The 12,563-nt window shown below is 72.4% G+C and carries 10 protein-coding genes; 8 read left to right on the top strand and 2 right to left on the bottom strand.

The annotated features are described in order from the left end of the window. Positions 1–381 precede the first annotated feature (381 nt). Positions 382–1,233, top strand: a complete 852-nt coding sequence (locus tag ABZ930_RS22835; RefSeq protein ID WP_361550528.1) for a MarR family transcriptional regulator — start codon at positions 382–384, stop codon at positions 1,231–1,233. A 68-nt stretch (positions 1,234–1,301) separates the two neighbouring features. On the opposite strand, the gene ABZ930_RS22840 is transcribed toward ABZ930_RS22835, so the two are convergent. Continuing rightward, on the bottom strand, positions 1,302–2,117 hold the full coding sequence (locus tag ABZ930_RS22840; protein WP_361550530.1) for an IclR family transcriptional regulator: 816 nt from the start codon (positions 2,115–2,117) through the stop codon (positions 1,302–1,304). A 59-nt stretch (positions 2,118–2,176) separates the two neighbouring features. Next, positions 2,177–3,757, bottom strand: a complete 1,581-nt coding sequence (locus ABZ930_RS22845; RefSeq protein WP_361550532.1) for a bifunctional 3-(3-hydroxy-phenyl)propionate/3-hydroxycinnamic acid hydroxylase — start codon at positions 3,755–3,757, stop codon at positions 2,177–2,179. A 109-nt stretch (positions 3,758–3,866) separates the two neighbouring features. Between ABZ930_RS22845 and ABZ930_RS22850 the strand changes: the two genes are divergently transcribed. The 7 genes from ABZ930_RS22850 (at position 3,867) to ABZ930_RS22880 (ending at position 12,474) form a co-directional block, all read left to right on the top strand. Continuing rightward, positions 3,867–4,826 (top strand): amidohydrolase family protein, encoded by a 960-nt coding sequence (locus tag ABZ930_RS22850; protein ID WP_361550534.1) that lies wholly within the window; start codon positions 3,867–3,869, stop codon positions 4,824–4,826. A gap of 62 nt (positions 4,827–4,888) precedes the next feature. Beyond that, on the top strand, positions 4,889–6,361 hold the full coding sequence (locus ABZ930_RS22855; RefSeq protein ID WP_361550536.1) for an aldehyde dehydrogenase family protein: 1,473 nt from the start codon (positions 4,889–4,891) through the stop codon (positions 6,359–6,361). Positions 6,362–6,570: 209 nt separating this feature from the next. Next, entirely contained in the window at positions 6,571–7,479 is a 909-nt protein-coding gene (locus ABZ930_RS22860; protein ID WP_361550538.1) for an alpha/beta hydrolase, read from the top strand. Then, positions 7,440–9,131 carry an FAD-dependent monooxygenase gene (locus ABZ930_RS22865; protein WP_361550540.1) on the top strand — a complete coding sequence of 564 codons (1,692 nt, stop codon included), beginning with the start codon at positions 7,440–7,442 and terminating at the stop codon, positions 9,129–9,131. Before ABZ930_RS22860 ends, ABZ930_RS22865 begins: the two co-directional genes overlap by 40 nt. A 124-nt stretch (positions 9,132–9,255) precedes the next feature. Beyond that, complete coding sequence (locus tag ABZ930_RS22870; RefSeq protein WP_361550542.1) at positions 9,256–10,353, top strand: amidohydrolase family protein; 1,098 nt, start codon at positions 9,256–9,258, stop codon at positions 10,351–10,353. 85 nt (positions 10,354–10,438) lie between these two features. Continuing rightward, complete coding sequence (locus tag ABZ930_RS22875) at positions 10,439–11,113, top strand: GntR family transcriptional regulator (protein WP_361550543.1); 675 nt, start codon at positions 10,439–10,441, stop codon at positions 11,111–11,113. Between the two features lie 170 nt (positions 11,114–11,283). Next, positions 11,284–12,474, top strand: a complete 1,191-nt coding sequence (locus ABZ930_RS22880) for an amidohydrolase family protein (protein ID WP_361550545.1) — start codon at positions 11,284–11,286, stop codon at positions 12,472–12,474. Positions 12,475–12,563 lie beyond the last annotated feature (89 nt).

The raw sequence follows: 12,563 nt of genomic DNA on the forward strand, positions 1-12,563 counted from the left end.
GGCCATGGCAGACGGAATCCGGAGCATCCCGTCGGTCCTGCCGTCGCCGGGGACCTACAGAATGCGCTGGCACTGGGTGTTCAACCGTGAGAGCGGTCCGTTCACCTCACCGCTTCGGGGAGCGTCCGCGCCATTGGAGACTCCCGTCGGGCACGAAGCGGAACTCGATGGCAAGGACCAGTACTGCCTGGTGCAGATCTGGCGGCCCGCGACCGTCCGGACCGCGTTCACGGACTCTCCTTGAGTCCCGACGACCACGCCCGCCTGCTCCTGACGGTCACGCAGACGCCGACCCGGCCGCACTGGCTCCCTCCGGTCGCCGATGAGTTCCGGTGTACCGGGCGGTCCAAGTCGGCACACCTGATGAAGGGGGAGAGCCCGATGGGCACGACGCGCCTGGATCCGATGACTCACACCGCCCGCCGCATGTTCGAGCTCCTGGAGCCGATCTGCCTGGTCACGTTCCTCGCCGACGAGTGCAACGAGGAACTGGCCGCACTCGGCCATCGCACCTACTGGGACGGCTACTTCGCCAGCCGCGCCGCACCGCTGGGCCGGGTGCCGGCCCACGTCGTGCACGCGGCCTTCTACAACTTCGCCGAGGGAGAAGCCGCACGGCACATCCCCAGCGCCTGGGAGACGATCCCGCCCGAGGCGTCCGTCGCCGCGCGGGAGCGGGGCAGCGCGGCCTCCCTACGGCGCATCCTCGGCAACGAACTGGCCGGATCCCCGGGCCTGGTGCGCGCCGCGGACCTGACCACCAAGGCCGCGACGAGCGCCCCCGTCGAAGGCCGGGTGATGTACGCCGGCATGCGGACGCTTGAGGTCCCCAGCGACCCCGTCGCCCGGCTGTGGCACTCCGCGACCATGCTGCGCGAGCACCGCGGCGACGGGCACATCGCCGCTCTGGTCGGCGCGCGCATCGGCGGCACGCAGGCCCACGTGCTCTCCGCTCTGGAACAGGGCATCCATCCCCCGGAGTCGTTCGGCCGCATCCATCACCTGCCGAAAGAGCGCCTGGCCGCGGTCATGGACGGCCTGCGCGAACGCGGGCTGATCGACACCGACGGCCACTTCACCGACGCCGGCCGCGCCACGAAACAACGCATCGAAGACCTCACCGATGAACTCGCCGCCCCGCCCTACGACGCCCTGTCCCCCGCCGAACTCGAAGAACTGATCACCGAGCTCGAACCCGTCACCGCGACCCTGGTGGCCGCAGGCTTGCAGTGACCCGCAGACCATCGCCGCGGACCTTCGTGTTCCCGGACGGCCCACCGCCCGGGAGCCTCGAACCGGTGTCAGCCCGACGCCCGCCCGGAGTGCCCCAGCATCTCGGACATCGCCCGGGTCGCGTTCAGCAGTTCCGTCACAAAGCGGGGCATGTCCTGCTCAGTGACACCGCGGGCCGGCATCACCAGGGTGACGACGAGGGGGAACGAGTCGCCCGCGGTGAACACCGGGGCGGCCAGGGACGTGACGCCCGGGATGACGCCGCCGGCCGTGGTGGCCACGCCCTCGCGCAGCACCTCGTCCTTGATCCGGGCGACCGCTTCCCGGGCCGCCTCGTCCGGCGTCTCCGTCTGCAACTGCGCGCACAAAACGGGCTCGGTGATCTGTTCGGGCAGGTGGGCGAGGAAGGCGCCGCCCATGGCCGAGGTCAGCAGCGGCATGGTGGCGCCGACCCGCACCGTGATCGGCAGTGCGTGGGCGCCGTACTCCCAGCGCACGACGACGGGCCCGTGATCGCCCCACACCGCCAGGTTCACCGCGTGCGACGTGCGGTCCCGCAGTCCGGGCAAGTGCTCGCTGACGAGCGCGACTTCGTCCATCCTGCGCAGCGACTCGACGCCGAGCCGCCGCATGGACGGCCCCATGTCGTACCGTCCGGAGCTGGGTGACTGGGCGACGAGACCGACCCTGGCGAGACTGACGAGGTAGCGGTGGGCCTTGCTCGGTTGCATGCCGGCGCCCGCGGCGATCTGCGTCAGGCTCATCGGCCCACGGCCCTCTTCGAGAGCCAGGAGGACCGTCATGGCCAGTTCGACGGACTGAATGCCCTGGCGGGCCGGCGATGCCTCACCGGCTTCGGGTTCGGAGGGGCGCTGATCTGTCACAGCGGCGATCATAGTGACCGGCCCCTCCCCCTCCCAGGGCGACCGAGGCAGTCGCGGCATCAGGCGTCCGCCCGCACCTCGCCCCGGTCCGTGTCGCCGCTCACCACGGTCAGCAGCTCCCGGACGAGGGCGGTCACGGCGTCCGGGCCGTTCGCCGTACCGAAGACGTAGAAGTCGGGGCGGACCACGGCGGCCGCGCAGCCGAGCTCGGCGAACCAGACGCGGTAGGTGCCCTGGACGTCATGGACGACGCTCGCGCGCCGGTGCGGGGCCGCTCCTTCACCGGGTACGACGACGCGTACCCCCGCGCGATCCAGTTCGTCCAGCAGACCGGCGTGTTCGAGGGCCGCCAGCCGTTCGGGCACGACGAGCACATGGAAGCCGCCGCCCACGACCTGGTCCAGGCGGTCGCGGCGAGTGCCGTCGTCCACCACTCCCTGCACCGACAGCTGTCCCCGGCCGACGCCCGGGTTCCGCGCGAAGAGGCCGTCGACGAGGTCCGGCATGCGCACGGCCTCGGACGCCCTCCCCTCGGCTCGGCGGGCCAGGAGGACCCGGTCGCGCTCAGCGGCCCGCACCGGGTCCCGCAGCGTCTGCAGGTGCCCCAGTTCGATGCCCTTCTCGGTCACCGCCCGCACATGTGGCTCGCGCTCCCGCTGGTACGTGTCGAGGACGGTGTCCGGCAACCGTCCGCGCAGGACCAGGTCCAGCTTGAACGCGAGGTTCTGCGCGTCGCGGAAGCCCGAGCACATGCCCTGCCCGAGGAACGGGGGCATCTGATGCGCCGCGTCGCCCGCGAGCAGCACCCGTCCGACGCGCCAGTCCCGTGCGACGAGCGACCTGAACGTGTACGTGGCGACCCGGATGAGGTCGGCGTCATCAGGCGTGAGGTGGGGCGCGACCCGTTTCCAGACCCGCCGCGGATCGCGTTCGGCCGTGAAGTCGTCCACCGAGTCGAGCATGAAGCTGAAGCGGTGGTGCTCCGGTCCGAGCGAGATGATCGAGGTCGGGCCCGCGGGGTCGCCGAGCTGGAGGGCGGGAGGCACCCGGGTCGGGCGGCGGAACCGGAAGTCGCACACCATCCACGGTTCGGAGAAGCCGTAGTCGTGCAGGCCGACGCCGAGGGCCGACCGCACGAAGCTGTTGCCGCCGTCGCAGCCGACGACGTACCGCGCCGTCGTCGTCTCGCGCCCGTCGGGGCCCTCGACGGTGAGCGCGACGTGCTCCGGGTGCTGTTCCAGGGCGACGACGGTGTGCGCGTGCCGCACGTCCACCTGCGGCATCGAGCGGCAGACCCCGTCCAGCGCGGCCTCGAGGTCGGGCTGGTACATCATGTGCCACTCGGCCCAGCCGCTGCGTCCGGTCGCGGCGAAGTGCTGCTCGATGAGCAGGTCGCCGCCGCCGTTGCGCCATTCGTACGTGGGCTGCACGCGCACCCGGGGCAGCAGTTCGTCCGCGACGCCGAGCCGCGCCAGGGTGCGCATCGTCTCGTCGTCGAAGCTGGCCGCGCGCGGCAGGTTGTACAGGCCCGCGTACCGCTCGAACACCCGGACCCGGTGACCCGCCCGCCCCAGCAGCCCGGCCGCCACCATGCCCACCGGCCCGTACCCCACCACGGCCACGTCCACCGGCTCTGCCATCGGGCACTTCCCTTCGCTCGGACCTTCCAGAGGGTTGACACCCACGGAACCTAGGTTTCACCATCCATGAAGTCAATGCATATAAGTGAAACTCGACAATGGAGTCGCGATGCGGACCATCGGCCTTGAGGAACACTTCGTTACACCGGAGTTGGCGGAGTACGGCGCCTCGTCGGCCTCGATCCTTCAGCCGGAGAAATGGCGCGAGGCGTCCCGGCGGCTCCTCGACGTCACCGGCGAGCGGCTGGCGGAGATGGACGCGGCGGGCCTCGACACGCAGGTCCTCTCCCTCAACGCCCCGGGAATCCAGGCCGAACCGGACGCCGGGACCGCGGTCTCCCGGGCCGCGGCGGTGAACGACCTGCTCGCCGGGGTGGTGGCGGACCATCCCGGCCGGTTCGCCGGCTTCGCGGCGCTGCCGTTGCAGGATCCGCAGGCCGCCGCGAAGGAACTGGAGCGCGCCGTCTCCCAACTGGGCCTGCGCGGAGTGCTGGTGAACGCGCACACGCAGGGCCGCTACCTCGACGACCCCCGCCTGCGCGGAGTGTGGGAACGGCTCGAAGGGCTGGACGTACCGCTCTACCTGCACCCCGCCAACGGCGTCGGCACCCCGCACGTCATCGAGGGCCACCCCGAACTCGTCGGACCGATGTGGAGCTGGGGGACGGAGACCGCGACGCACTTCCTGCGCCTGGTCTTCGGCGGCGTCTTCGACGACTTCCCGCGCGCCAAGGTGCTCCTCGGGCACATGGGCGAGGGCCTGCCGTACCTGCTGTGGCGGCTTGACTCCCGCTGGGACTACCACGCCCACCACGGGGTCGAACTCGCCCTGGGCCGCCCGTCGGAGTACGTCCGGCGCAACCTGTACATCACCACGAGCGGCGTCTGCTCGGCCCCGCCCCTGCTGTGCGCACTGCTCGCGCTGGGCGCGGACCACATTCTCTTCGGCACCGACCACCCCTTCGAGGACATGGCGACGGCCACCGCGTTCCTGCGGACGGCGCCGGTCAGCGAGGCGGACCGCGCGAAGATCGCCCACCTCAACGCCGAGTGCCTGCTCGGCATTTAGCCCTGCCCCGCACGTCATCCCCCTTTCCGGGCCGGGCCCGGACCGAGCAAGGAGTCGCCGGAATGACCGACGAGAACGACGAGCACGCGGTACGGCACTGGATCGACGGCGCATGGGTCGGCTTCGCCCGTACGCGCGACAGCATCGACCCCGCGACGGGCGAGGTCATCGGGACCTACGCGGACGCCGACGCCGAAGTGGGCCGGCGTGCCGTCGACGCGGCCGACCGGGCGTTCCGGGACGGCACCTGGCGGCTGGACCCGATGGTGCGGGCGACCGCCCTGAGCCACCTCGCCGACGCCTACGACGCGCGGATGCCGGAGGTGATCGCGACCCTGTGCCGGGAGAACGGCAAGCTCCGGCACGAGGCGGGCTTCGAGGCGCACTTCATCGTGCGCGCCCTGCGGTTCGCGGCGGGTCTGGCGGTCCAGCCGCACGGCCGGGTCACCGACACGCAGCCGGGCCGCATGGCGATGTCGATCCGGCAGCCCGTCGGCGTCGCGGGGATCGTGGTGCCGTGGAACTCCCCCGCCTATCTGTGCGTCCGCGCGCTGGCCCCGGCGCTCGCGGCGGGCTGCACGGCCGTGGTGAAGATGCCGGGGCAGGCGGCCAGGACCGCGGCGCTGATGAGCGAGATCCTCGCCTCCGTACCGGAGTTGCCGAGCGGTGTCGTGAACGTCGTCGTCGAGTCCGGTTCCGAGGTCGCCCGGCTGCTGGTCGACTCGCCCCGGGTGCCCGTGATCAGCTTCACCGGCAGTACCGCGACCGGCCGCCTGGTCGCGCAGGGCGCCGCCGCCCGTTTCAAAAGGGTGGGCCTGGAGTTGGGCGGCAAGACGCCGCACCTGGTGTTCGCGGACGCCGACCTGGAGGCCGCCCTCGCCACGGCCGTGCAGTCCTGCACCGTCTTCGCGGGACAGTTCTGCATGACGGGCAGCCGGGTCCTCGTCCAGCAGGAGATCGCCGACGCGTTCACCGCCGATCTCGCGGCGCGGCTGGAGAGCGTACGGCCAGGACCCGCCTCCGACCCGGCCAGCCAGATCGGGCCCCTGATCGACAAGGCGGCGGTCGCCCGGGTCGACGCCGCCGTGGAGGCGGCCGTCGCGTCCGGCGCCAAACCGCTCGTCCGCGGCGGCCCGAGCACCCGCCCCGAACTGGCGGGTGGCGCTTTCTACCACCCGACGCTGCTCGCCGTGTCCGACTCCTCGCTCCCCATCGTCCAGGAGGAGACCTTCGGGCCGGTGCAGACGGTTCAGGTCTTCGACACCGAGGCGGAGGCCGTCGCCCTCGCCAACGACACCGAGTACGGCCTGAGCGCCTGCGTCTGGACCGGGGACGCCGACCGGCCGGTGCGGGTCGCGCGACAGCTCGACGCGGGTCTCGTCTCGGTCAACAGCTGGGCGAATCTGACCGTGGAGTTCGAGGAGGGCGGCTACAAGTCGAGCGGCGTGGGCCGCCTCGGCGGACTGGCGTCCGTGGAGGACTTCCTGGAGCACAAGCAGATCACCCAGGACTATCTGCCGCAGCAGCACGGCTGAACGTCGGTCTTCGTATCCGGGCCGCTCTCGACCCTTGCTGTTATTACATATAACGCCTACGCTCGCAGCACCCCGCCGCCGCCCGCACCAGGCGTGCGGGCCCGCGGATCCGGGGGCCACGGGCTCCCCCGCGAACAGTGCGTTGTCGTTCACCGCGCGCCGCTCTCCCGCCGCGCGGCACGCTGGAACACACCCTGGCAGGAGGCCACATGGCCCAGCAGCGCGACCTTCTGACCTTCGAGGTCGACGGACACAAGATCACGGCGCTCGCCGCCGCACCCGCCGAACCGACCGGGAAGCCCCTGATCGCCGCCCTGCACGGCGGCACGTACACCGCCCGCTACTTCGACGTGGCGGGCTCCTCCGAGGGATCCTTCCTCGACACCGCCGTCGCGCACGGACACCCGGTGGTCGCCTTCGACCGCCCCGGATACGGCGGCAGCACACCGTTCGCCCCGGACGCCAACACCTTCGCGCGCCACGCCGAACTGCTCGGTGACGCGGTCGCGCAGGCCGCCGCGCGCCTGACGGCCGACGCCGTGTTCCTGGTCGGCCATTCCATCGGCGGCATGATCGCGCTGATGATCGCGGCAGGCGGCCCGGGGTTCCCTCTCATCGGGGTCTCGGCGACCGGCATGGGCGCCGTCATCCCGCCGGGCGGCGCGGCCGAGGCCCTCGGCTCCCTCCCCCCTGACGAGACGGTCGATCTGCCGTACGGGGAGCGGGACTCGGTGATGTTCGGTCCGGCGCACACCCGCACTCCCGAGGCGGTGGAGCGGGCACACGCGTCCTACGCGCCCGTCCCCGTGCGGGAGTTGGTCCAGGCCCCGGCCTGGCCCCGTGAGCATCTGCCGCACGTCGCGCCGAACGTCCGCGTCCCCGTGCACAACGCGCTCGCCGAGTTCGACGCCCTGTGGAGCAGCGGGCCGCAGAACGTCGCCCGGTTCGCCGGCCTGTTCACGGCGGCCCCGTTCGTCGACGCCGGTGTCGCTCGCGGCACGGGGCACTGCATCGATCACCACACGCTCGGCCACGCGCTGCACCTGCGGCAACTCGCGTTCGCCGAGGAGTGCGCGCAGTGGGCCGCGACGCGACGGCCGGCCGGGGCCGGGACCTGATGTCCGCCGCCGAACCCACCCACGGGCCGCCACGGCGCACGCAGGTCCTGATCGCCGGCGGGGGCCCCGTCGGACTGGCGACCGCCGTCGAGCTGGGCCGGCGCGGTGTCGAGTGTGTCGTCGTCGAGCCCCGTCCGACGGTGTCCCGGGCGCGCCCCCGCTGCAAGACCCTCAACATCCGCACGATGGAGCACCTGCGCCGCTGGGGTCTGGCCGACCGGCTGCGGGAGCGCGCGCCGCTGCCCGTCTCCTGGTCCCAGGACGTCGTGTTCTGCACGTCGCTCGCGGGAAGGGAACTGTCGCGCTTCACCGGTGTCCTGGGGCTCGCGCCCGACGGGGACCGGTTCGCGGAGGTCGGCCAGCAGGCACCGCAGTACGTCTTGGAGGAGGTGCTCCGCGAGGCCGTACGCGAGCTGCCCACGTGCCGGCTCGTCCTCGGTTCGAAGGTCGCCGCCGTCGGCCAGAGCGAGGACCTGGTGTCCGTGACCGTGGAGGACGGCGCCGGGAACGGAGCCGTCGTGACGGCCGACTACGTGATCGGCTGCGACGGTCCGCGCAGCGTCGTGCGGGACGAGATCGGGGCCCGCTACGTCGGCGGCGAGGCCCTGCGCCCGAACTTCGGCATGGTCTTCACGTGTCCCGGCCTGTGGGACCACGTACGGCACGGGCCTGCCGTGCAGTACTGGGTCGTCCACCCGGACGCTCCGGCACTGGTCGGCCCGCTGGACCGGAAGGACACCTGGTGGGCGATCGCCTTCGGCGTGGACCGGGCGGCCGGGGAGCGCGACGCCCTCCGCTTCGTCGACGCCTTCGCGGGCCGCCCGGTGCGGGCGACCGTGCTGTCCACCGACCCGTGGACCGCGCGCATGCAGATCGTCGACCGGATGCGGCGCGGCCGGGTGTTCCTGGCGGGCGACGCCGCGCACCTCAACCCGCCCTTCGGCGGCCACGGACTGAACACCGGTATCGGCGACGCCGTCGACCTCGGCTGGAAGATCGCGGCGGTGCTCGACGGCTGGGGCGGGCCGGGACTGCTCGACAGTTACGAGGTCGAGCGCCGCCCGGTCCAGGAACGCGTCATCCTGGAGGCGACTGCCAACATGCGGGTGTTGTCGACCGAGTTGCTGGCCGACAACCTGGAGGCGTCGGACGCGGCGGGCGCCGAGGCCCGGCAGGCGGCGGCCCGGCGCATCCAGGAGACCAAGAAGGCGGAGTTCCACTCCCTGGACCTGGTGCTCGGTCAGCGCATCACCGCGTCACCGGTCCTTCCCCCGGAACCGGAACCCGATGTGCCGTGCGGCGCACCTGACGCCGGGGCGCGGGTGGGTGCCCGCCTGCCGCACGTGTTCCTCGAGGACGGCCGCTCCCTCTACGACACCCTCGGAGACCGGCTGACCCTCCTCGTCCTCGGCGACACCGCGGTCCACGAGACCGCCCTGCCCGGGGACGCGCCTGTCACCGTGGTGCGCCTGACCGGTCCGGTCGCCGCCCGCTGCACCCAAGTACTCGGCGCGCGCCTGGCGTTGGTCCGTCCGGACCAGGTGATCGGCTGGCTGGGGGACGCCCTGCCCGAGGACTCCCCCGCTCTCGTCGACGCCTTGCGCGGCATCGCCGCCCGTCGGGCGGCGAGCGCGCCACCGCAGCGGGCCTGACGCTCCGTCACCCGCCACCGACTCCGCCCCGGCCGCACGCCCTGTCCGAGGTAACTGCCCCGCGGCCGGGGCGGGCTCTCTCCGTACACCCGATCTCCCCTCTCCCCAGAAGGAAGCAGCGCACATGAGCAGACATCCGTGGACCCGTCGGCAGGTCCTCAACACCGCGGCGGGAACGGCCGCGTTGGCCGGCGCCGGCCAGCTCACGGCCCCCGAGACCGCGCAGGCGCACGGTGGGCGGCCGGGACCCGGCGGACCGCTCAGGATCGTCGCGATCGAGGAAGCCGTCATGCTGCCCGGTCTCATCACCCAGGGCAGCGCGCTGGGCGGAGCCATCCCCTTCAAGCCCGAGGTCACCCGCGAGTGGCTGAAGCGGCTGCCGGACATCACCGAGTACCGCCTCGCCGACATGGACGCCAACGGCGTGACCGTACAGGTGCTGTCCCTCACCCCGCCCGGCGTGCAGATGCAGCCCGACGCGGCCGTCGCCGTACGCGACGCGCAGGTCGCCAACGACGCGCTCGCCGGGATCATCGCCGCCCACCCCACCCGCTTCGGCGGTCTCGCCGCCCTGCCCCTCCAGGACCCCGCGGCGGCGGTCCGGGAGGCCCGGCGGGCGATGCGCGACCTCGGCATGGCCGGCTTCCTGGTCAACGGCCACACCAACGGCCAGTACCTGGACGAGCCGCGGTTCCGCCCGGTGTGGGCCGCGCTGGAGGAACTGGGGGCCGCCCTCTATCTGCACCCCACTCCGGCGCCGACGGGCGACTGGGGCCTGCTGAAGGACCGCCCTGAACTCGTCGGCCCCCTTTACAGCTGGGCGGCCGAAACGGGCGGGCACGCCCTGCGGATCCTCCTCGGCGGCGTCTTCGACGACTTCCCCGGAGCCCGGCTCATCGTGGGCCACATGGGCGAGTTCCTCCCCTTCCACGTGCCCCGGCTCGATGTGCAGATCCGCAACATCACCACGCGCGTACCGCTCAAGAGGGCGCCCTCCGCGTACTTCGGGGACAACATCTCGGTCACCACGTCCGGGGTCATGGACGACACCATGCTCCAGGCCGCCATCGACGTCGTCGGCATCGACCACGTGCTCTTCGCCATCGACTACCCCTTCGAGAAGAGCGAACAGGCCGTCGCCTTCCTGCGCCGCGCGCCGCTGACGCCCGCTCAGCGCAGAAAGATCGCGCACGGCAACGCCGAGCGGATCCTGAAGCTGTGAGGCCTCCTGTCATGCCCACAGCCGGCGCGGGCGGCCTCGCTATAGTTGATATCGACCAGCAGGCGGCCGAAGCGAGGGAATCAGCGTGGCGACACCCCGAGGGACCGTGCAGCCCATCACGTCACGGTCCGTGGCCGAGCAGGCCACCGAGGAGTTGCGGCGCGCGATCCTGGCGGGCGGCCTCGCCCCCGGCGCGGAGTACTCGCTGCGCGAGCTGGCCGGCATGCTCGACATCAGCTTCATCCCCATCCGGGAGGCGCTGCGCAGCCTGGAGAGCGAGGGCCTGGTCATCATGCGGCCCGGCCGCAGCGCGGTCATCGCCCCGCTCGACCTCGACGACCTGCACGGCATCTACCGTCTCCGGCGGGCCCTGGAGCCGGAGATCGCCAGGCGCTCGTGCGCGCTGCTGACGGACGAGGACCTGGACCGACTGGCCTCCCAGGCCGCCGACTTCGGCGCCCGGGAGCACGGCATGGCCGACATCTACGACGACCATCACGCCTTCCACCTCGCACTGTTGGCACCGGCCGCGACGTCCTGGGACATCCGCGTCCTGACGACGCTCTGGCGGGCCGGCGAGCGCTACATCCGTATCGGCTTCGGCCGGCTCGACCCCGACCCGACCGAGCACGAGCGGCGGGGCAAGGCTCACGTGACCCTCCTCGAGGCCTTCCGCACCCGCGACCCCGAGCAGGTCGCCGCGGCCGTCGAGCAGCACCTCGCCCGCAACGAGAAGATCGCCTTCTCCGCCCTGTCCTGACCGGCGGGCAGGCAGGCAGGCAGGCAGCAGCGCCTCTCCCTGCTCCACCCGGACCTGACGCCCCCTGACCTGAACTTCATCATCACGTCGCTGTTATCACATATAGCGGTGACGGTCGATCACGCACGAACGCCGCACTTTCCGCATCCCTCCCGCAGAAAGGCACCACCATGTGTATCCCGCACACGAACCGGCGTGACTTCCTCAAGACGGCCGCGGCGGCCACGGCCGGCGCCACGGCCCTGCCGGCGCTCGCCGTCCCCACCGTCGCCCACGCACAGGAACGCTCCGCCGACGTCGCCGCGAAGGTCGCGCTCACGCACGTCCGGGTCTTCGACGGGGACCGGCTCACCTCGCCGCGCACCGTCGTCATCGACAACGGCCTGATCGGGCTGAGCGCGCTCGGGGCGCGAGAGATCGACTGCGCGGGCGCCGTGCTGCTGCCGGGGCTGATCGATGCGCACCTCCATCTCCAGGACGTCACCACGCTGCAGCAGCTGGCCGGTCAGGGCGTCACGACGGGGCTGGACATGGCCTGCTTCCCGCCGTCGCTCGTCGACTCGCTGCGCAGGAGGCCCGGCCTGACCGACATCCGCAGCGCGGGCACCCCCGCCGTGGCGCCCGGCAGCCCGCAGAGCCAGATCCCCGGCTTCCCGGCGAACGCGGTTCTGACCGGTCCCGACCAGGCCGTCGCCTTCGTCCGTGCCCGGATCGGCGAGGGCTCGGACTACATCAAGATCATCGTCGATGAGCCCGGCCTCTCCCCCGCCACCATCAAGGCCGTCACGGTGGCGGCGCGTTCGTTCGGCAGGCTCGTCATGGCGCACGCGACCTCGACGCTCACCGTGGGCCGCGCGCTGGACGCGGGCGTCGACATGATCCACCACGTTCCGCTCGACAACCCGCTCTCCGACGCGACGGCGGCGCGCTACGCCGCCACGGGGACGGTCGCCGTGCCCACCCTCACCATGATGGAGGGATTCGCCGCCCTCGGCGTGCCCGGGTGGAGCTACGCGGCCGCGGAGGGCAGCGTGGCCGCGCTGCGCCGGGCCGGCGCCCGGATCCTGGCGGGCACCGACTCCAACCACACCCCGGGGATCCCCGTGCAGCCGCCGTTCGGCACGAGCCTGCACCACGAGCTGGAGCTGCTGGTACGCGCCGGGCTGACCACCCGTGAGGCCCTGCGCGCCACGACCGGCCTGCCCGCGCAGTCCTTCGGGCTGCGGGACCGGGGCGGCGTCCGTCCCGGCAGCCGTGCCGATCTGGTGCTGATCGACGGCGACCCGCTGGCGGACATCACCGCGACGCGTGCGATCCGGCGCGTGTGGGTGGGCGGCGTGGAGTACGCGCCCGCCGGTTGAAGTGGACCTCGTACCCCGCGTCGAGGAAGTCCGCGGCGGCGGCGATCCGCTCGGCGACCGGGCTGGTGCGGATGTCCAGCAGGCGGGCG

Origin of the sequence: Streptomyces sp. NPDC046716, assembly GCF_040645755.1 — a bacterium.
GTDB lineage: Bacteria > Actinomycetota > Actinomycetes > Streptomycetales > Streptomycetaceae > Streptomyces.